This window comes from Cobetia sp. 5-11-6-3 (assembly GCF_013374055.1).
In the GTDB taxonomy this organism is placed as follows: domain Bacteria; phylum Pseudomonadota; class Gammaproteobacteria; order Pseudomonadales; family Halomonadaceae; genus Cobetia; species Cobetia marina.
This window is the reverse complement of sequence record NZ_BLWJ01000002.1, coordinates 242,309-261,789: the sequence shown is the minus strand read 5'-3', so window position 1 is coordinate 261,789 and position 19,481 is coordinate 242,309. Positions and strand designations below refer to the sequence as shown.

Annotated in this window: 16 protein-coding genes; 8 read left to right on the top strand and 8 right to left on the bottom strand. The window is 59.6% G+C overall.

All coding sequences use genetic code 11. From position 1 onward, the window contains the following. Positions 1-198 precede the first annotated feature (198 nt). Both HXS66_RS05085 and preA read left to right on the top strand, forming a co-directional pair. A complete protein-coding gene (locus tag HXS66_RS05085; protein WP_176503000.1) occupies positions 199-1,587 on the top strand; it encodes an NAD(P)-dependent oxidoreductase in 1,389 nt (462 codons plus the stop codon). Then, positions 1,587-2,951, top strand: coding sequence for an NAD-dependent dihydropyrimidine dehydrogenase subunit PreA (preA, locus tag HXS66_RS05080; RefSeq protein ID WP_077379032.1), 1,365 nt, complete (start codon positions 1,587-1,589; stop codon positions 2,949-2,951). Before HXS66_RS05085 ends, preA begins: the two co-directional genes overlap by 1 nt. A gap of 183 nt (positions 2,952-3,134) precedes the next feature. Here the strand turns inward: preA and HXS66_RS05075 are convergent, their stop codons facing one another. From HXS66_RS05075 to HXS66_RS05065, 3 genes are all read right to left on the bottom strand, one after another. Beyond that, positions 3,135-3,755: a TetR/AcrR family transcriptional regulator gene (locus HXS66_RS05075; RefSeq protein WP_176502999.1), complete on the bottom strand. Its 621-nt coding sequence runs from the start codon at positions 3,753-3,755 to the stop codon at positions 3,135-3,137. Positions 3,756-3,949: 194 nt separating this feature from the next. Further along, entirely contained in the window at positions 3,950-5,158 is a 1,209-nt protein-coding gene (locus tag HXS66_RS05070) for a CmpA/NrtA family ABC transporter substrate-binding protein (RefSeq protein ID WP_077379028.1), read from the bottom strand. A gap of 50 nt (positions 5,159-5,208) precedes the next feature. Then, positions 5,209-5,784, bottom strand: coding sequence for an ANTAR domain-containing response regulator (locus HXS66_RS05065; protein ID WP_077379026.1), 576 nt, complete (start codon positions 5,782-5,784; stop codon positions 5,209-5,211). Positions 5,785-6,393: 609 nt separating this feature from the next. Here HXS66_RS05065 and HXS66_RS05060 point away from each other — a divergent pair. After that, the gene (locus HXS66_RS05060) at positions 6,394-7,752 is read left to right on the top strand and encodes a NarK family nitrate/nitrite MFS transporter (RefSeq protein ID WP_176502998.1); all 1,359 of its coding nucleotides are present in this window, start codon (positions 6,394-6,396) and stop codon (positions 7,750-7,752) included. A 170-nt stretch (positions 7,753-7,922) separates the two neighbouring features. Here HXS66_RS05060 and HXS66_RS05055 read toward each other — a convergent pair whose 3' ends face one another. From HXS66_RS05055 to dbpA, 3 genes are all read right to left on the bottom strand, one after another. Then, positions 7,923-8,090: a hypothetical protein gene (locus HXS66_RS05055; protein ID WP_164850377.1), complete on the bottom strand. Its 168-nt coding sequence runs from the start codon at positions 8,088-8,090 to the stop codon at positions 7,923-7,925. 212 nt (positions 8,091-8,302) lie between these two features. Continuing rightward, a complete protein-coding gene (locus HXS66_RS05050) occupies positions 8,303-8,875 on the bottom strand; it encodes a GNAT family N-acetyltransferase (RefSeq protein WP_077379022.1) in 573 nt (190 codons plus the stop codon). Positions 8,876-9,099: 224 nt separating this feature from the next. Beyond that, positions 9,100-10,500, bottom strand: coding sequence for an ATP-dependent RNA helicase DbpA (gene dbpA / locus HXS66_RS05045; RefSeq protein WP_077379020.1), 1,401 nt, complete (start codon positions 10,498-10,500; stop codon positions 9,100-9,102). An 835-nt stretch (positions 10,501-11,335) separates the two neighbouring features. Here dbpA and HXS66_RS05040 point away from each other — a divergent pair. Beyond that, complete coding sequence (locus tag HXS66_RS05040) at positions 11,336-12,865, top strand: hypothetical protein (RefSeq protein WP_218015142.1); 1,530 nt, start codon at positions 11,336-11,338, stop codon at positions 12,863-12,865. Between the two features lie 337 nt (positions 12,866-13,202). On the opposite strand, the gene HXS66_RS05035 is transcribed toward HXS66_RS05040, so the two are convergent. After that, complete coding sequence (locus HXS66_RS05035; RefSeq protein ID WP_077379019.1) at positions 13,203-13,643, bottom strand: hypothetical protein; 441 nt, start codon at positions 13,641-13,643, stop codon at positions 13,203-13,205. 295 nt (positions 13,644-13,938) lie between these two features. Between HXS66_RS05035 and HXS66_RS05030 the strand changes: the two genes are divergently transcribed. From HXS66_RS05030 to HXS66_RS05015, 4 genes are all read left to right on the top strand, one after another. Beyond that, the gene (locus HXS66_RS05030) at positions 13,939-14,400 is read left to right on the top strand and encodes a hypothetical protein (protein WP_176502997.1); all 462 of its coding nucleotides are present in this window, start codon (positions 13,939-13,941) and stop codon (positions 14,398-14,400) included. 216 nt (positions 14,401-14,616) lie between these two features. Then, complete coding sequence (locus HXS66_RS05025) at positions 14,617-14,931, top strand: hypothetical protein (RefSeq protein ID WP_077379015.1); 315 nt, start codon at positions 14,617-14,619, stop codon at positions 14,929-14,931. Positions 14,932-15,184: 253 nt separating this feature from the next. Beyond that, positions 15,185-17,341: an NERD domain-containing protein gene (locus HXS66_RS05020; protein ID WP_176502996.1), complete on the top strand. Its 2,157-nt coding sequence runs from the start codon at positions 15,185-15,187 to the stop codon at positions 17,339-17,341. 307 nt (positions 17,342-17,648) lie between these two features. After that, entirely contained in the window at positions 17,649-17,810 is a 162-nt protein-coding gene (locus HXS66_RS05015; RefSeq protein WP_176502995.1) for a hypothetical protein, read from the top strand. 96 nt (positions 17,811-17,906) lie between these two features. On the opposite strand, the gene HXS66_RS05010 is transcribed toward HXS66_RS05015, so the two are convergent. Next, entirely contained in the window at positions 17,907-19,187 is a 1,281-nt protein-coding gene (locus HXS66_RS05010; protein WP_176502994.1) for an NAD(P)-binding domain-containing protein, read from the bottom strand. Between the last annotated feature and the right edge of the window lie 294 nt (positions 19,188-19,481).

Sequence of the window (19,481 nt, the reverse complement as noted above, 5' to 3'; positions counted from 1 at the left end):
GGCTGACGAACGACTCGAACAAGACAAGACCGGCACGACTGAACGACACGACTGACCGACGGCCTGGCAGCGCACCTGACGCGCTGCCGGTCCCGAAGCGCTGCCAATCAAGGCGTTGCCAACCAAGCCGCGCAACCTGACTCGCCTGCAAGACCAACAACAACGACCCCGCGCCTGAGCGCGGGCAGGAGCCACACCGTGACGACATCCTCCACTCCTTCCCACTGGGCCCCGTCCGGGCTCGCGGAAGAGGCGCTGAGTGCGCGCTTCACTGATCTGCATCCGGCGCTCACCAAGCGTCAGGCCTTCATCGAGAGTTCGCGTTGCCTGTACTGCTATGACGCGCCCTGCATCAAGGCCTGCCCGACCAGCATCGACATCCCGACCTTCATCCGCCGTATCCACGATGACAATCTCGAAGGCGCCGCCAGCGAGATTCTCGATGCCAATATCCTCGGCGGCAGCTGCGCCCGCGTCTGCCCCACCGAGATCCTCTGCGAGCAGTCCTGCGTGCGCAATCAGGGCGATGAGTGCCAGCCGGTGCTGATCGGTCTGCTGCAGCGTCATGCACTGGACAACGCCCAGTTCGAGACCCACCCGTTCACGCGGGCAGCCAGCACCGGCCGGCGCATCGCCGTGGTCGGTGCCGGGCCTGCCGGGCTTTCCTGCGCCCACCGCCTGGCGCGTTTCGGCCACGACGTGGTGATCTTCGAGGCCGAGGAGAAAGCCGGTGGCCTGAATGAATACGGCATCGCCCGCTACAAGCTGACCGATGACTTCGCCGCCCGCGAAGTCGAATTCCTGCTCGAGATCGGCGGCATCGAGATCCGCCACGGCCAGCGCCTCGGCGACAACCTGGCACTGGCCGCCCTGACACGCGAGTTCGACAGCGTCTTCCTGGGCCTGGGCCTTGGCACCAGCCATGCCCTCGGCCTGACCGGCGAGGATGCCAGCGGCCTGATGGCGGCCACCGACTTCATCAAGGTGCTGCGTCAGAGTGGCGAACTGAACGCCCTGGCAGTACCGAGGCACGCGGTGGTGATCGGCGCGGGCAACACCGCCATCGACATCGCCGTGCAGGCCAAACGCCTCGGCGCGCAGACGGTGGACCTGGTCTATCGGCGTGGCGAGGAGCAGATGTCCGCCACCCATCACGAGCAGGAAATCGCGCGTGCCAATGGCGTGATGATCCACACCTGGGCGCGCCCGCTGGCCATCGATGTGGCAAGCGGCAGTGAGGGTGGTGATGCCGCGCTCAGTGCGATGCAGTTCGCGCGCACGCGGGTCGAGGATGGCCGACTCGTCGATACCGGCGAGACCTTCACCCTGGCCTGCGATGGGGTCTTCACCGCCATCGGCCAGGGCTTCGATGACGCGAGCCTGAGCGATGCGCATGCCGCGGGGCTGGCCCGCGAGGGGGCGAAGATAGAGGTGGACGAGATGCTGCGCACCAGTCTGCCGGGCGTCTATGCCGGGGGTGACTGCATCGCTCGCGGACAGGATCTCACCGTTCAAGCCGTCGCCCACGGCAAGCTGGCCGCCGAGGCCATCCATCACGATCTGATGCTCAAGGTGGAGGCCGCCTGATGACTATTCATACCCCGCTCAATGATGACAACGCGCGCCCGGCAGGCTCTGGTTCAAGTTCTGCAGCGGCTGACGATCACGTCGCCAGCTACAAGGCCGATCTGTCGGTCAACTTCGCCGGCATCCGTGCCCCCAACCCCTTCTGGCTGGCCAGCGCCCCGCCCACCGACAAGGCCTACAACGTGGTACGCGCCTTCGAAGCCGGCTGGGGAGGCGTGGTCTGGAAGACGCTGGGGGAAGACCCGGCGGCAGTGAACGTCTCCTCGCGCTATTCGGCGCACTATGGCCCGAATGGCGAGGTCAGCGGCTTCAACAACATCGAGCTGATCACCGACCGCTCGCTGGAGATCAACCTGCGCGAGATCACCCAGGTCAAGAAGGACTGGCCGGACCGCGCACTGATCGTCTCGCTGATGGTGCCGTGCGAGGAAGAGGCCTGGAAGACCATCCTGCCGCAGGTCGAGGCTACCGGCTGTGACGGCATCGAGCTCAACTTCGGCTGCCCCCACGGCATGCCGGAACGCGGCATGGGCGCGGCGGTGGGCCAGGTGCCGGAGTATGTCGAGCAGGTCACGCGCTGGTGCAAGACCTACAGCTCGCTGCCGGTGATCGTCAAGCTGACCCCCAACATCACCGACGTGCGCGAACCGGCCAAGGCGGCCTGGCGTGGCGGCGCGGATGCCGTCTCGCTGATCAACACCATCAACTCCATCACCCATCTGGACCTCGACCGCATGGTCGCGCATCCCATCGTCGGCGACCGCAGCACCCATGGCGGCTACTGCGGCAGCGCCGTGAAGCCCATCGCGCTGAACATGGTGGCCGAGATCGCGCGCACGCCGGAAACCGCCAACCTGCCGATCTCGGGTATCGGCGGCATCTCCAACTGGGAAGATGCCGCCGAATTCATCGCCCTCGGCGCGGGCAGCGTGCAGGTGTGCACCGCGGCGATGCTGCACGGCTTCCGTATCGTCGAGGAGATGAAGGACGGCCTGGGGCGCTGGATGGACAGCAAGGGCTATCAGCGGATCGAGGAGTTCTCCCGCGCGGCGGTGCCCAACACCACCGACTGGAAGCAGCTGGACATGAACTACCAGGTGATCGCGCGGATCGACCAGGACAAGTGCATCGGCTGCGGACGCTGCTACATCGCCTGCGAGGACACCTCGCACCAGGCCATCCTGCATCTGGCCAGGGACAACGGCACCGCCCGCTATGAGGTGAAGGACGCCGACTGCGTGGGCTGCAACCTGTGCGAGATCACCTGCCCGGTCGAGGACTGCATCACCATGGAAGTGCAGGACACCGGCAAGCCGTACATGAACTGGATGGAGGACCCGCGCAACCCGCATCGCGCGGCGTGACCCTGACGTTGCAGACAAGATCCGGATGATCCGCACAGATTCCAGCGCATGACACCACGTTCAGTGGCGTGAAAACAGAAAGGGGCTGCCAGCAATGGCAGCCCCTTTTCAATGGCTTCATGACCCATCAATGATGATCATTGTTAGCTTCAGGATAATTTGATCATGACATCACCTGCTGACTCAGGCGGACAAGCCAACGCCCTTCAGCAGCACCCGCGTCACGTTCTGCACCGCCTGCTCGAATTCGCGATCACTCAGCGCCTTGCCCTGATTGAGTACCGCGATCTGGTGGTCGAAGTCGGCGTAGTGCTGGGTGCTGGCCCAGATCATGTACAGGTAGGCGGAAGCATCGACGTTGTCGATGCGCCCCTCGCTGATCCACTGGCGCAGGCGTGACTTCTTCATCTCGGCCCACTCGTCGAGCCACACCGTCAGCTCCTCGCCCAGCACCGGCGCGCCCTGCATGATCTCGCTGGCCCATACCTTGGAGCCATACGGACGCTGGCGCGAGTGCATCATCTTGGCGCGAATGTAGGTGGAGAGCACCAGCTGCGGGTCGTCATAGGCCTCGAAGCACAGCGCATCTTCCTTCCACAGCGCCAGCAGACCATCGAGGACCGCGCGATACAGCGATTCCTTGGTGCTGAAGTAGTAATGCAGATTGGACTTGGGCAGCTCTACCTCGGCGGCAATATCGACCATGCTGGCGCCGACATAGCCCTTGAGAGCGAAGATCTTTTCGGCGGCAAGCAGGATGCGGCCGACATTATCCTTGCGAATCTGAGACTTGCGAGTGGTCATGCGATCCCCTGACGCGGTGCTGGCAGTGGGATGAGAATATCATAACCGCACTGCCAACATGCCTGAGCCGACAGGTTTCGCGCTCGCGGGCGTCTCTTCTCTACCCCCTCACCCCTCACCTCTCGCCTCTTGACTCGCTTCCCACTGCTCACCCCTCGGCTTGTCGCCTCACGCTTCAGCGCGCGCCAGCGGTGTCATTCGAAGACCGCCCCATCGATGAAGCCATCCGCCGGCATCGGCACCTGCCCTGCCTCGCCGCTCAGCCACCAGGGCGCCGGATGCGTGCCTTCGCTGCGCTCATCCGCCACCGGCACCACCATGCCCAGCTTGCGGGCTGCGCTGCGGTAGAGGTCCGGGCGTACGCAGCGTGCCAGGGTCGCTTCGAGGTCATTGTCGCTGACTCCCTCGAGATGCCCCCAGCGCTGCATCTGGGCAGCATACCAGCGGGTCTGCGAGCGCCACGGGAAGTTGGCCGCGTAGCGATGGAAGATGGTCCAGCCGGGATTTTCCCGCTGGAACGCCTCCACCGACTGCTCGACATCCACGTCGCGCAGTCCACGCGCCACCACCGAAAGCGGCACTTCCTGCATGCCTTCATCATGCAGCCACTGCGCGGCCTGCTCACGGTTGCCCGGGCGGTCCAGCCAGGCACAGGCCTTGAGCAGCGCGCGAATCAGCGCCTGATGCGCCAGCGGGTGCTGCTCCGCCCAGTCCTCGCGCACGCCCAGCACCTTTTCCTGCCCGAAGCGCCAGATATCATGACTGCCCGCCACCACCTGCCCCATGCCCTGCACGGCGGCCAGACTGTTCCAGGGTTCTCCGACACAGAAGCCGTCCAGCGCGCCACTTGCCAGCTGCGCGGCCATCAACGGCGGGGCCACCGCACGCATCTCGATGTCGCGATTCGGGTCGATCCCGCCGGCCGCCAGCCAGTAACGCAACAGATAGCGGTGAGAGGAGAAGGGATGCACGCTGGCAAGCTTGAGCGCCGCCTCCCCACGCTCGCGGCGCTTCTGCACGTGCGCCGCCAGCGCCCGAGACACCGCCAGCGGAGAGCCCAGGTCATGCCCCTCCTCGGCCAGCGCCGCCATCAGGGCCCGCGACAGGGTGATGGAGTTGCCGCCCAGATTGAGCGTCATCGCGCTGATCACCGGTGTGGCGCGGCCATCCAGCCCCAGGGTCGAGGTCAGCGGCATCAGCGCCAGCATCTGCGCGCCCTGCAACACGCCGGTCTGCAGGTCATCGCGCAGTGCCGCCCACGACGGCTGCCACTTGAGCGTCACGGCCAGCCCCTCCTCACGGAAGAACCCCTGACGCTCCGCCACCACCAGAGGAGCCGCGTCATTGAGCGGCATCAACCCCAGCGTCAACTGATGACCATTGAGAAGAGAATCACTGAGCATCACATCCACCTTTTGAACGATCGAAAGAGAAGGACATCACGAGACTCGGCTCAGTGCCGACGCGACGCCTTGAGCAGCTCATCGGCCAGCTCGTGCAATGCCAGACGCCGATTCATCGCGGTCTTGCGCAGGTATTGGTAGGCCGCATCCTCCCCCAGTCCGCGACTCTCCATCACCAGCGCCTTGGCGCGATCCACGCTGCGCCGCTGTATCAGAGTGGTCTGGGTGCGATTGAGCTCGCCCTTGAGGGCACGGTGAGCCTCGAAGCTGGTGATGGCCACCTCGACCATGCTGCGCACCATCGCCGGCATGACGTGATCCACCACGTAGGCGGACACGCCGGCGCCAGCCGCCTGGCGCACCAGGTCCGGCGCGTCCTCACTGGCCAGCATGATCATCGGCTTGGGATAGTGACGCCCCAGCTGGCCGAGGTGCTCGAGGGTGTCACGGCTGGGCAGGTCGGCGTCGATGATCACGGCATCCGGCTGATGGTGCTGCACCAGCGCATGCAGGTCCTCGTGTTCATCGACCCGCAGCGCCACCTCGAAGCCGGCGCTCAACAGCGCCTGCTCCAGAGCGGCGGAACGCTCGCTGCGCACATCGACGATCAACACGGTCACGGGCATATCAGGCTTCCTTGGCAGTGTGTCAGGCGGTGGTGCCGGGGTGTCAGGCGACGCCTCGAGCGATCAGGCACCGACGTCCGAGATCAACGACGACGGCGTCTTCGCAAGCGGGAGTCAGGATGGCGTCACGCCTCTGACACTGCAGGATTCATGCCACAAACTGGTGCAGCGCTGGCCTTAAAGGCCTTCCGCAGTGCGCAAGGGCGCGCCCGGCTGCACAGCAATGATGCATGGCGTGATCTGGCGATCTCTCGCCCGCCACGTGCGCCAGACTGGATCATCCTCACCCCGCCGCGCACCGCCACTGGGCATCGCCCTGCTTACTCCCCACTGCTGTCTTGCCCGACATGATGATTCCAAGCCCTTGATATGACGGGGGTTGGACGCACAACACCCCCGCAAGTGGCGCGCTACTTGCTTTGAGTCAGGCAATGGCAGACAAGCGTGCCATGCATCATCCATGACGTGGACCAGGCTCCCGGGAGTACGAGTGCGTCGAACCAGGCCCCTCAATGACGAGGCGCCCCGCTGTCGTTCACAGCTGTTCGACCACCCGTCGTGCGCCGAGACCCTGGCGTCCGGCACCGACGCTGTACCAGGAGCCCACTCATGGATATTCGCAACAAGGCCAGCCGTATCCGGCTGTTCAGCTTCAATACCCCGCAGATGCGCGCCTTCCACATGTCGTGGTTCGCCTTCCACGTCTGCTTCTTCGGCTGGTTCGGCATCGCGCCCTTGATGGCCGTGGTGCGCGATGACCTCGGCCTGACCAAGACCCAGATCGGCAACACCATCATCGCCTCCGTCGCCATCACGGTGATCGTGCGACTTGCCATCGGCGTGCTGTGTGATCGCATCGGGCCACGCAAGGCCTACACCTGGCTGCTGTGCCTCGGCTCTCTGCCGGTGATGTGCATCGGCTTCGCCGACAGCTTCGAATCCTTCTTCCTCGCCCGTCTGGCCATCGGTGCCATCGGCGCGTCCTTCGTCATCACCCAGTACCATACCTCCGTGATGTTCGGCCCCAACGTGGTCGGCACCGCCAATGCCACCACCGCCGGCTGGGGCAACCTGGGCGGCGGCACCACCCAGATGCTGATGCCGCTGGTGATGGCCGGCCTGCTGATGCTGGGCGTCGAGCAGACCCTGGGCTGGCGTCTGGCGATGGTCGTGCCGGGCATCGTGCTGTTCCTCACCGGGATCGCCTACTACTTCTTCACCCAGGATGCGCCGGACGGCAACTTCAGCGAGCTGCGTGAGCGTGGTGAGCTGCCCAAGGCCGAGAAGGAATACAGCATGCGCGCCACCTTCGGCGCGGCGGCACGCGACATCCGTGTCTGGGCCTTGTTCCTCGTCTACGGCGCCTGCTTCGGGGTCGAGCTGACCATCAACAACGTCGCCGCCATCTACTTCTTCGATCACTTCGATCTCGACCTCGCCACCGCCGGCCTCATCGCGGGACTGTTCGGCCTGATGAACCTGTTCGCGCGCACCCTGGGCGGCGTCTTCTCCGACCTGTTCGCCCGTCAGTCCGGCCTCAAGGGTCGCGTGCGCTGGCTGTTCATCGCGCTGCTGTGTGAAGGCGTGGCGCTGGTCGGCTTCGCCCAGATGGAAACCCTCGCGGTGGCCATCGGCATCATGCTGGTGTTCAGCCTGTTCGTGCAGATGGCGGAAGGCGCCACCTTCGGGATCGTGCCCTTCGTCAATCGCAAGGCACTGGGCGCGGTGGCCGGTATCGTCGGCGCGGGTGGCAACGCGGGGGCTGTCGCCGCGGGCTTCCTGTTCCGCAGTGAAGAACTGACCTACCAGGAAGGCCTGATGTATCTGGGCATGGGCGTGATCGTGATCTCGCTGTTCGCCCTGCTGGTGCGCTTCAGCGCCGCCACCGAGGCCGAGGAAGGCCGCGCCTATGACGCCGCCGTCGCGGAACGCAAGCAGCAGAGCGACCAGCAGCCCGTGTCTGTCTGAGCCTGTCTCTTCCTGAGACTTTCTCAAACCTCTGACACATGCAGCCCTGATATACGGAGCCCTGATACACGGAGCCCTGACATGCAAAGGCCCCGCCTCTTGAGAGGCGGGGCCTTTGTGCATTCACACCTTGCGGTTCGCCGTGCTCGCGAGCGAGTCACGGCCAGCCATCAGCTGTCGGTAGCGTTCTCGACGCTGTCACCGGCGTCTTCCACGGCGTTGTCCATCTTCTCGCCAGCCTTCTCCATCGGGCCCTCGTCCTCGCAACCGGCGAGTGACAGGCCACCGAGACCCAGCATGGCAATCATCAGCGAACTACCCAGAGTCTTGAGCTTCATGATGTCTCTCCTTGAATCATCGGTCGGGATAACGCCCCGGCCTGCACACCAGTACAGACAACAGCGCGGGGATACACAGGACATGGAGCGGGTGTCGCGCGGTTTCAAGGGTGGCGCAACGCCGAGTTGCAAGGGGATGACCGAGTGACGAGGCACACCACAGGGCAAACCCCTTCGAGGAGCCCGGCTCAGAGCGCGAATCTGCGCTCGAGTCAGAGGCCCAGGTCAGAGAAACCATGGTCGAAGAGCACCTCGCCTCCCAGCCCCGCCAGATAGTCCGGCACCAGCTCGATGGCCACGAAGGCGCCAGGCACATCCTCGTGATGGCAATAAAGGCCGTAATGGCGCGCCGGATGAAAGCCCAGATGTGCATAGAATTCGGCATGACCCGCCGCCACCACGGCGCCCGCTCCCAGCAGACGACAACGCTTGACCGCCGAGATCACCAGCCGCTTGCCGATGCCATGACGCTGGTGCTGGGGCAACACCGCCAGAGGCGCCAATGCCATCAGCACGCGCCCCGGACAGCCGGAGAGTTCCACGCGCGAGGCCATCACATGCCCCAGCAGCCCTCCTTCGCCTTCACTGAGGTGACGCCCGCTTTCCGGGTCAGAGAAGCGCTCGGCCACCAGCGAGATCTGCGCCAGATCACTGCGACGCAGTCTGTCGCCCAGGCGAGCCTCCCGGTGGCCGGCAAACACGGATTCATGGATGCGGTAGATGCGCTCATGATCGATGAGACGTTCTTCACGGATGCGAAGATTATCGGCGGGATTGTCAGTCATCACGAGTTACCGGTTCAGCGCCCTGTCGATCAGGGCCGTCACCCCCAAGCTTAGCCACCGCCGTCATGGCCCGCGAGAGTCAATCTACTGCTCAAAAAGCACGATGCCCGCCGAAGTGGCGGGCATCGAATGACGTGATGACAAGGTCGTGATCCAGATGAGAGACGTGGGACCTGCCATGTCACTCCTCTGCTGATTTCCACGCCATCAGGCGGGCGCTCCTGTCAGCTCTTGAGGCGACGCGCGCGGAAGGAACGGCCCTTGAGCTTGCCGTTCATCAACTGGGTCAGCGCGGCCTTGGCGACATCGCGCTCCACCGCCACGTAGGTGGTGCGGGCCAGTACCTTGATCTTGCCGATCTGGCTGCCCGGCAGGCCGCCATCGCCCGTCAGGGCACCGAGGATGTCGCCGGGACGCAGCTTGTCCTTCTTGCCGCCATCGATCTGCAGCGTCGCCATGCGCGCGCGGAAGGGTTCACGGGTCAGCATGCTCTTCGCCGGCAGCGGCTCGGCTTCCAGCGTCTGCTCGAGGAAATCTCCCAGCTTGGCCAGGCGATAGTCTTCCTTCTCGGTATATAGCGTACAGGCGATACCGGAGCTGCCCGCGCGACCGGTACGCCCGACACGGTGGACATGGGCATCGAGGTCCCGGGCGATCTGGTAATTGAAGACCGCATCCAGCGCGTCGATATCCAGCCCGCGTGCCGCGACGTCCGTGGCCACCAGAATCGAGGTGCTCTTGTTGGCGAACATCACCAGCGTCTGATCACGCTCGCGCTGCTCCAGATCACCGTGCAGGGCCATGGCACTGAAACCGTGCTCATTGAGGGCATCGCTGACCTCCTGTGCCTCGCGCTTGGTGTTGCAGAACACCACGCTGGTGTCAGGACGATACTTGAGCAGCAGAATACGCAGCGCCTCGAAACGCGCCTCTTCATCCGCTACCCGGTGAAACAGCTGACGGATGCTGCTGTCATCGTGGGTGGAGGCGACCTCGATGCTGACCGGCTCCCGCAGGATGCGCTCGGCGATCGGGCGCACGCCATCGGCGAAGGTCGCGCTGAACAGCAGCGTCTGACGCGCTTCCGGGGTCTCGGCGATGATGGCATCCAGCACCTCGGCGAAGCCCATGTCGAGCATGCGGTCGGCCTCGTCCAGCACCAGGGTATTGAGCTCGGCAAGGCTCAGGCTGCCCTTGCGCAGGTGCTCGTCCACACGGCCCGGCGTGCCGACGATGATATGCGCGCCGTGTTCCAGCGAGCCCAGCTGCGGGCCGAAGGGCGCACCGCCACACAGCGTCAGCACCTTGACGTTGTGCAGACCGCGCGCCAGACGGCGAATCTCGCCGGCGACCTGATCGGCCAGCTCACGCGTAGGGCACAGCACCAGCGACTGGACACGAAAGCGCGAGACCTTGAGGCGCGACAACAGGCCGAGGCCGAAGGCGGCGGTCTTGCCGGAGCCCGTCTGGCCCTGGGCGATGACATCGCGCCCTTCCAGCATCGGCGGCAGGCTCTGCGCCTGAATCGGCGTCATGGTGTGATAGTCGAGCGTCTCCAGATTGGTGAGCAGCTCGGGCGCCAGCGCCAGAGAGGCAAAGGCAGGGGTGGCGGTGGCGTCAGTCACGAGGACATTCCTTCAGTCGATGAACAGGCACGAGCCGAACAGGCATGCGTGCGGGCGCAGAGCATAACAGAGCCAGCGCTCGCTCGCCTGCACGCCTCCACCTGCGAATTCACATGTCTGCCGGTTCCTGCCAGCGCGCCGGCCGCGTTCACGTTTGCCATCCTTTCCAACGACACGACAGCTGATCGACTGCTGGTTGTCAGTCCCTTCCTCGCACCAGTCGATAATCCCCTCGCATGAGGCAAACGATATCGCATTAATGGCAATGAATGATTTTCGTCATCAGCCGTTTTCAATCCTGATTCAGGTCATTTATTAATCCTGCCAGATTCACCAGAATACCTGTTGACGTTCCTGTCATTTCCCACGTCTTGCGCCACGCCACGAGTGATCGTGCGCGTGTGAGAATTGATTGTCATCGATACCTATCACCATGCCTCAAGCGTTGCATCAAGGGTGCGGACATCAACGAAAAAGGGACGCACCGGTATCGAGTCTCGTCACTGATCATCGTCTGCATCATCCGTGCAACACCCATGTCCCGTCATGAGAGCATCACCACATCATCACGCCCATTACTCCGCTATCTTGTTGATTAAATTGATATCAATGAGAAATATCAATGCCTTTTCATGAAGGCATGACAGCCCGAACACGCTCATACCCTCCGCGTGGGCCAGGGCCGACGACGCCAATGACGCCTTCACGAGCCAGCACAGACTGGCGCTGAATGGCCACGATCTTCTTGAGGAACAGGGGCTCCACTGGTCAGGAGAAACACCCCGTCATCAAGACAGTTTCAGGACGCAGCGAACCACAAAGGGAGCAGAACCTGATGAAGGATATTTCACGAATCACCGCCTACGGATGTGTCGTGGCCGGTGTTGGCCCAGCGGGCATGGGGTTTCTATTCAATGCCTTGAAAACCGGAAAACTGGCGCAACTCGCACGCCATGGTCTGCTGATACTGGATGCCGGAGGCATTCATCGGGATGCGCCTCTGGGGGCCGGACGGCTGGGCGAATATCGCATCACGGCCAACTCGGTGGGGGACGTCTTTCTCGATTGCCTGAGAGACCCGGCCCTCGCGGAGGTCTTCGCTCCGCTGGAAGGCGATCCGTGCCTGGAGAACATCCGCTCCCAGGCCTTCACCGCCCCGGCGCTCAGCGAAGTGGGCGCCCTGCTGGAAGCGGCGTCCCGGCTGGTGCTGGAACACGCCACCCGCCTTGCCGGCGTGGAGCTGTGGTGCGGCACGAGTCTCGATGAGGTTGAGCGTATCGAGGATGACAATCTGCTGACGCTGACTCACACGCCGGAACACGCGTCACGTCCGACACGGATTCGCACCTCCAACCTGGTGCTCAATCTCGGCGGCTATCAATGCCCGGAACACCTGACCCAGGACCTCTCGCGCCAGGGACTGTCCCTGTCACCGCGTGCGCGCATCTACAGCGGTGATGAACTGCTGCGCATGCCGGAAGGTCAGCTGCGCAGCCTCTTGCTGCCGCGCCTGCGGCGTGGTGGGCGTGTCTGCGTGGTGGGTGGCTCCCACAGCGCCTTCTCGATGCTGGATCTGCTCGCCAGCGCATTCCACAAGACGCGCATCGACGAGATCACCCTGCTCCACCGCTCGCCTGTCCGGCTGTTCTTCGAGAACGCCGAAGAGGCCAAGGCCGCGGGCTACCCCTATGATGCCGAGCGCGATGTCTGCCCCATCAGCGGACGCATCAATCGCTCCGGTGGGCTGCGCTACCGTGCCCTGAGCATCGGCCAGCAAGTGCTCTCCAGCGGCCGGATAGCAGACTGCGACATGCAGGTCAGGCTCATCCAGACCGGCCCCGGCCCTCAGCAACGCCTGCTCGCGGCCAGCGAAGCACTGGCCGACGCGCCGGTAGTGGTGCAGTGCAACGGCTATCAGCCGATTCTGCCGCGCCTGCTGGATGCGACGCGTCAGCCGCTGCCGCTCAGCCAGGTGAAGGGCGGACTGGATTCCGATGCCACCGGCAATCCCCGAGACCTCTCAGGCAACCTCCTTGAGGGCCTCTACCTGTTCGGACTCGGCGCCGGACTGGCGGCAGACCCCACCCTGGGCAGTGAAGCCGCCTTCGATGGCCGCATCTACGGCGTCTGGCAATTCCACAACAACGCAAGCCTGCCAGCGCTGGAGACCATCCTCACACGCCTGGAAACGCAGCATGTGGCAGCACCGGTGACGGACCCGCTGTCCGCCGCCACCCAGCTGGCCGAGCAGGCAGCGCCATCCTCTGGCGCACAACGCGTGAAGGAGGCCGAACGCGAGCTGACCACGGCGCTGAACACGCTGAGCGAGACTCTGTCCTCGCCACTGCGCTCCAGCATCGCCTGACCTGCATCGCCTGACATGCATCGCCTGACATTCATCGACAAGGCATGCACCGACAAGGCATGAGGGCCCATGCCACGCCTTGCGTCAGATCTTACGTAATGATCTGGCGTCGTTATGAATACGTCAACAAGGCGCTACCAACCTCAACAACGTCATCATGATTATCACAAAGATAACAATAACGAGAAATGACACTCTGATACACTAGGCGAAAGACACACACGACACCCTGCAGCAAGCACATGAAAGGCCCGGCCATGCATCGCATGACCGGGCCTTTTGGCTACTGGCGCTTGCTGTCAGCGCACAGGCAACGGGTGACTCACGAACCCGAGATTCAGCCGGCCTGGGTCTGTGCTTGCGCGAGACGTGCCTGCTTGCCGCCGAGGGTGAAGCAGGTATCGATTTCCCGCAGCAGGAACAGCGCCACACAGGCGGCCAGCATCGGCCAGGCGGCGAAGAACAGCAGGTGCTCCCACGGCGCGAGATACTGATTGAAGGCGGACAGCGTGGAACCGGCATGCAGCACCAGCACCAGCCCATAGGTGAGGGTCTTCTTCACGCCTGCCAGGAACATCAGCAACAGCACCATCTCGATGGCGGCGATCACGATGACGATGCCTTCGCCGACACCGCCGATGGAATAGAACTTCTCGAAGATGGCCGCGGCGTGACCGGGATTGAAGAACTTGTCCAACGTCCACATGGTCATCACGAGGAAGACCCCGAGGCGCAGCAGCAGCAGGGAAATGCGGATTCGATCGGCGTACTTCGTCATGTCAATTCTCTCCAGAGGAAATGGGCCTGTCAGGCAGTCAGCGCCGCCTCGTGCCGGGCACGTCTTCCTGTGTACGCACACCATTGAGGTCTGGTTGCATCCAGATCGACTTTTTTCTCGCGAAATGAACCACTTGGCAGTCCATCACGCGATTGCGCTCTTCAGCGCAAGTCACTGCTGCGTCAGCGGTGATGCCGCCTCATCTCTGCTCTCCTGCCGCGACTGACAACGCTTGAATGCCTGTCCATCCTCAAGACACCTGTAGCACTGGCGCTTGCACACTGGAGTTATCCACATGGCCTCTCAACCAGACACGCCGACATCCGGCGCACCGCTGCGCCGCTGGCAGGCACCCCGCGACGCTTCTGCCCACCCGCCGTGCACATCTCCCTCCCACCTGCCGCCCGCGATAGCCCAGGCACGCTTTCCCGCCCTGAGCGCAAGGCTGCTGGAGCATGCCGCGCGCATACAGGCCGAGCGTGAACGCGGCGAGATACTGGACGCCGCCTGCGCCATGAGCGCCGTGCCGACCGTGATGCAGGAGATCTGGTCTACCAGTGGGGAGCTTGAGACATTCGCATTACATCACGCCATGCAGATCGAGACGCTTACGGAGCTGCTGGGCGAGCACACCAGAGCCCTCAGCCCTGATGATTCGCCAGCGGTAGCCCCGCGTGACACCTTTGACTGGCTGCATCTGGCACTGGAATGCCTGCTGAGAACACATGAGGATAACCAACGTTTACACTCGAACTGATGTAACCCGGGCCCAAAACTCGTATGGTGAAGTGACGGGCCCGGTTGACGACAGTCCATGTCTCGCCGCCGCCCTCGTGGCAGATGCACGCGCACGACGATCAGGAGCACGTCTGGAACGGACTTCCGGTACGAGAAACAACGCAAGACATCAAGCACAGCAAGCGGAGCAGAACATCACGATCGATCATTGAAACGACCAGCCGAGGAGGTTCACATGAAGGTCTACAAACCTGAATGGCGCTGCACGCTCGACGTGACGGAAGGCCCCGACCCCACCGCCCGCTGGAAAACACGGCTTGCCTGGCGCCTGCGCGCCCTCGCCGACCGCTTTGATGGCGGTAGTCGTACGATGAAGATTGACTGCAATGTCACCCCGGCGCTCAGTCGCGAAGAGGTCGACACCTGTCTGGGCAAGGGCTTCGCCCTCAGCCAGAATCTGATGCTGCAACTGGCCAACCACAGCGCCTGCGAAGATGTCCTCCGCGACGCCAAGGCCGAGCTCTACGAAGAAGAGCAACACCCGATGTAAGACGATGATCTCAGTAGAAACCCGCAGATCATCCATCGGTGAACGTAGTCCGCAAGACGCATGAAAAAGCCCTCCCGGCGATGCCGGGAGGGCTTTTTTGATTAAAATCACATCCCCTAGACTGAGTACAACTTGGAAATCTTAACAATTCATCCTAATATAATAAAGGATAACAATAACTACCACAAAAACATAAATCCTACAAATTAATTTATAACATCAGCAATCAAAAAATCTTATGATGGAGAACTACATGAGTATTGAAAAAGCAAAGTTCCAAGAATTAGAAAATTTGTGCTCGGAACCAGGTTTTCTACATGTATATTCATACTTGTGTCGTAAAGAGCATGTGACTGAATTCCAAGGCAATCTTACAAGCGAGTCTCTAAATTACATGTACTCCAAGGAGAAACTAATCCGGACTGAGACATCAACAGTACATGGCCTAATGTTGAAGAACGGTTACGATAGTACTCTTATCGCCCCCTCAAAAATATATTCATTATATGAAAGCACAAAGAAATTGTTATCAGAACTACATGATTCACTAAAAGAATCTGGATACAAACAATTTTCACGTGATAATCTTAAACTTCCGATGCAAGAGTTCTTCTCAAATTCAGAAATGATACGAGAGTATATATTTTATAGTGCAGAACAAGCATTTGATTTCCAGTTTTTGGAGTTTGCGAAAGAACGATACAAAAAGGATTCGGATTGGCTTATAAACAACTTTGGATTTGATATCAATGATGCTTACGAAATATGTAAATCAATAAACATAGAAATGAATGAAAATTTAGAAACCTCTCTAAATTCAGGAAGTAATTTGCTAGCAATTACAACTAAATCTTATTTAAATTTATATGAAATCTCACCAACTATAATATCTCTAAACTCAGGCCAGCCTGAAGAAAGAATAATGAAGTTCTTGGAAATCTTTAGCACAGAGTCTAGTGTTGGAAATGCAAGCTTTAACAACATTAGCGAATTTAATATAATAAACGCTAGACCCATTATAAAACAAGAAGAAAAATACTATCTATTCAATATAGCCAGCCTAGCCCAAGCATTATATGAAAGCCCAATATTTTGGATGAGAGAAGATAAAAAATATCGTAACCGTTCTGAAGAGCATAGAGGTCAATTCACTGAAGAATTTGCATTCGAAAAGCTTGAAAAGATTTTCGGAAAAAATAATGTTCTAACCAATATAGATATATTTAAAAGCTCATCTGAGAAAATAGGAGAGATAGATGTACTTGTTCTTTTTGGCAACAAAGCATTAGTCATACAAGCAAAGTCTAAAGGATTAACTATACCTTCTCGTAAAGGCCAAGTAGAGATAATCAAAGACGATTTCATTAAAGGGTTTCAGAATGCCTACGACCAGGCTTTAGAGTGCGCTGACGCCTTAATAAATGGCACCAACTTAACATTAAAAAAACCTAATGGAGAATTGATAGTAATTAAAGACAAGCTTGTAACTTGTTATCCAATATGTTTAACATCTGAAAGCTATCCTGCACTGAGCTTCCAGTGTCAAATATATTTAGATATAAAGAAAAAGAAAAAATTTGCGCCGCCTATAGTAATGGATGTTTTCTTTCTGGATATTTTAACGGAATTTCTTGAGACACCATTACATCTGTTTAGCTATATTAACATTAGATGCAACCTCTCTAACAGAATCATGGGTAGCACTGAAATAGTATTGCTTTCTATGCATTTAAAAAATAATCTATGGCAATACAAAGACAATCTTGACTTTATTAGCCTGCATGATGATATAGCATCTGAATTAGATGTCGCATTAATGGTTAGAAGACTTGGATTACCAGGAAAAAAGACTCCTAATGGTATACTAACAAGAAATAAAGCTAGCTTTACTAGTGAGCTTATCAGAAAAATTTCTCAAAATAATTCTGATAAACTAATTGATCTAGGGTTATCTTTATTAAAATCAAGCAATAAAAATTTAGATCAACTAGATGACGCTGTAATAAAAATACGCGAACTAGCTGCAAAAGATAATTCCTTGCATGACTTTTCCTATCAAATGTATCAAGAAGATGTCGGGTTAACCATCCATACTCTTGTAGGTGATGAAGAGTATAGACGTAACAAATTGCGGAATCATGTAGAGATGCGAAAATACGTTACCAAATCTAGATCTTGGGCAGGTATAGTTACAGACCCTCTAACAGGAACAATAATTGAATTATTCATTATAGATTCAGAATGGAAGCAAAGTGATGCAATGGATAACGCAGTAAAGAAAATCGTGGAGTTCAACAACAATACATTAAACCAAACACTAAATGGGAAAAAATACAAAAAAAGTTTGGGCAGAAATGATAAATGTAGGTGTGGTAGTGGGAAAAAGTATAAAAAATGCTGCCTTAAATGACCCAGTCCATATGAAAGATTAACATCTTAATAACCTCTGCGAACTTAATACATACAATTTAATAAAATATATTAAAGCAGCACCTCAAGCAGCAGTACACCATAGTCGGGAGCTTATTTCATATGCTGTAAACTAGAGAGCAAGTAATGACACTATGGCTTAGCCCAGCAGCATAGTGGAATATAACTTCAACCTGGGGAAAATGAATCATTAGAAAGATAAATAAATGCTATTAAGTCGGTAGACTTCAAACTCAAGATGAGCTGATATCTGTACAATAGCCGCTCCTCCCAATCTTAGGCCTTCCATGTCAATTTCCGCCCGCCCCTCCAAGCTGAGCCTGCCGCAGATCAATCCCGGCGTGGCGACGGTGCTGGAATATCTGCTGCAGAAGTTTCCGGCCATCGATGAGGCCACCTGGCGCGAGCGGATGTCCGAGGGCAAGGCGCATCGCGATAAGGGCATGTAAATCATTCCATCGGTGAACGTAGTCCGCAAGACGCATGAAAAAAGCCCTTCCGGCGATGCCGGGAGGGCTTTTTTCATTGTCAGTCCTTACCTGCTCTTACCCACAGCTTGGCTCACACTGGCGTGATGCCTGATTGGCAGTGCTGCGGGTGGCGCCACACACCGGGGCGGGGATGACGGCGTCGGGGTCCAGCAGTGCGGCGACGACGGATTTCACCTGGCGGTAGCCGGTGCGCATCAGGAAGGTGGGTGCGCGACCGTAGCTCTTGATGCCGAGGATATAGAGGCCGGGTTCCGCGTGGGTCAGTTCGGCGGCGCCGTGTTCCGGCACGGAGCCACAGCTGTGCTGGTTGGGGTCGATCAGCGGCGCGAGGCGCGCCGGGCTCTGGGTGGCGGGGTCGAGCGAGACACGCAGCTCCGATAGCAGCGCGAGATCCGGGCGGAAGCCGGTGGCGGCGATGATGCGGTCTACCGCCGATAGGCGCTGGCCACCGCTTTCCACCACGAGGCGAGCACCCTGCTCTCCCTGTGGATGAATCGCCTCGATGGCAAGATTGGTCACGACCTCGAATCTGCCGTCTTCCAACCATTGCTGGATACGCACTTCCAGTGCCCGGCGCTCCTGCAGCTCATCGTCCTTGGGTGAGCGGATGACGTTGTGCAGCGTGGCGGAGCGCACGCCCCACAGGATGCGCGTGTCCGGATTCTGCTCGGCCAGGCTGACCAGATCCTGCAGCGCGTTGAAGGCCGAATGCCCACCCCCGACCACCAGCACCGTCTTGCCGGCATAGTCATCCCGCGCCTTGCCGGTGATATCCGGCACGCCGTAGGCGATCCGCTCTGCCGCCGCGAGTTCCCCCAGTGCGGGAATGCCATGCGCCCCGATGCCATTGGGGCACTGGAAGGTGCCGGAGGCATCGATCACCGACCGTGCCAGCACGTCGCGCTCGCCATCCGGCCCCGAGACACGCAGCACGAAAGGTGCCTCCTCTCGCCCATTGGAGCGCAGCACATCATGCTGCAGGCGACTGACATGCGTGACCCGTGTCGCGGTATGCAGGCGGGAGGCAATCTCCGGCAGCGCGGCCAGCGGCTGAAGGTAGTCGGCGAGCAGCTCCGCGCCGGTGGGGAAGGCATCCGCTCGTGGCGCCTGCCAGCCGGTGGGCGTGAGCCATTCGGCTGCCACGGGGTCCACGTTGTAGGACCACGGCGAGAACATGCGCACATGCCCCCAGCGAGCCAGATGCTCCCCGACCTGCTCGCCTGATTCGAAGATGATGGGCTCCAGGCCCGCTGCCAGCAGATTGACCGCAGCGCTCAGCCCTATCGGGCCTGCCCCGATGATGGCAATCGGCAGGTGGCTGTTGGCATCTTGCATCGCGTCTTCGCTCCAGTCGTGGGGGTGGGGATGAAAGCCTCGTCATGCGTGGCTTTCAGCGTAAGACGACAAAGGTTATTTGGCTATTTTCTTCTAAAGATAACCTGCATATCCACAGCCAACACCGCCACTCGCAGGCCGCGCTGGTCACCTCGGCAAGCCTCTCGCACGCATCGCTCCACTCCCGCACCAACCTCTCGCAAGGCCATCTGCCCCGACAGCCATGCGTCGCTCGGTTACACTGGGCCATCGCCATGAGGGTGAGGCTTGCTCGCCCCACGCTCGCCCTTTCTT

What these genes read in the sequence shown, in the direction of transcription:
- HXS66_RS05020 (WP_176502996.1), top strand. Translation starts at nt 15,185, where the DNA reads ATGAGTATTGAAAAAGCAAAGTTCCAAGAATTAGAAAATTTGTGCTCG.
- HXS66_RS05015 (WP_176502995.1), top strand. Translation starts at nt 17,649, where the DNA reads ATGTCAATTTCCGCCCGCCCCTCCAAGCTGAGCCTGCCGCAGATCAAT.
- HXS66_RS05025 (WP_077379015.1), top strand. Translation starts at nt 14,617, where the DNA reads ATGAAGGTCTACAAACCTGAATGGCGCTGCACGCTCGACGTGACGGAA.
- preA (WP_077379032.1), top strand. Translation starts at nt 1,587, where the DNA reads ATGACTATTCATACCCCGCTCAATGATGACAACGCGCGCCCGGCAGGC.
- HXS66_RS05060 (WP_176502998.1), top strand. Translation starts at nt 6,394, where the DNA reads ATGGATATTCGCAACAAGGCCAGCCGTATCCGGCTGTTCAGCTTCAAT.
- HXS66_RS05055 (WP_164850377.1), bottom strand. Translation starts at nt 8,090, where the DNA reads ATGAAGCTCAAGACTCTGGGTAGTTCGCTGATGATTGCCATGCTGGGT.
- HXS66_RS05065 (WP_077379026.1), bottom strand. Translation starts at nt 5,784, where the DNA reads ATGCCCGTGACCGTGTTGATCGTCGATGTGCGCAGCGAGCGTTCCGCC.
- HXS66_RS05040 (WP_218015142.1), top strand. Translation starts at nt 11,336, where the DNA reads ATGAAGGATATTTCACGAATCACCGCCTACGGATGTGTCGTGGCCGGT.
- HXS66_RS05030 (WP_176502997.1), top strand. Translation starts at nt 13,939, where the DNA reads ATGGCCTCTCAACCAGACACGCCGACATCCGGCGCACCGCTGCGCCGC.
- HXS66_RS05010 (WP_176502994.1), bottom strand. Translation starts at nt 19,187, where the DNA reads ATGCAAGATGCCAACAGCCACCTGCCGATTGCCATCATCGGGGCAGGC.
- HXS66_RS05075 (WP_176502999.1), bottom strand. Translation starts at nt 3,755, where the DNA reads ATGACCACTCGCAAGTCTCAGATTCGCAAGGATAATGTCGGCCGCATC.
- HXS66_RS05050 (WP_077379022.1), bottom strand. Translation starts at nt 8,875, where the DNA reads ATGACTGACAATCCCGCCGATAATCTTCGCATCCGTGAAGAACGTCTC.
- HXS66_RS05035 (WP_077379019.1), bottom strand. Translation starts at nt 13,643, where the DNA reads ATGACGAAGTACGCCGATCGAATCCGCATTTCCCTGCTGCTGCTGCGC.
- HXS66_RS05070 (WP_077379028.1), bottom strand. Translation starts at nt 5,158, where the DNA reads ATGCTCAGTGATTCTCTTCTCAATGGTCATCAGTTGACGCTGGGGTTG.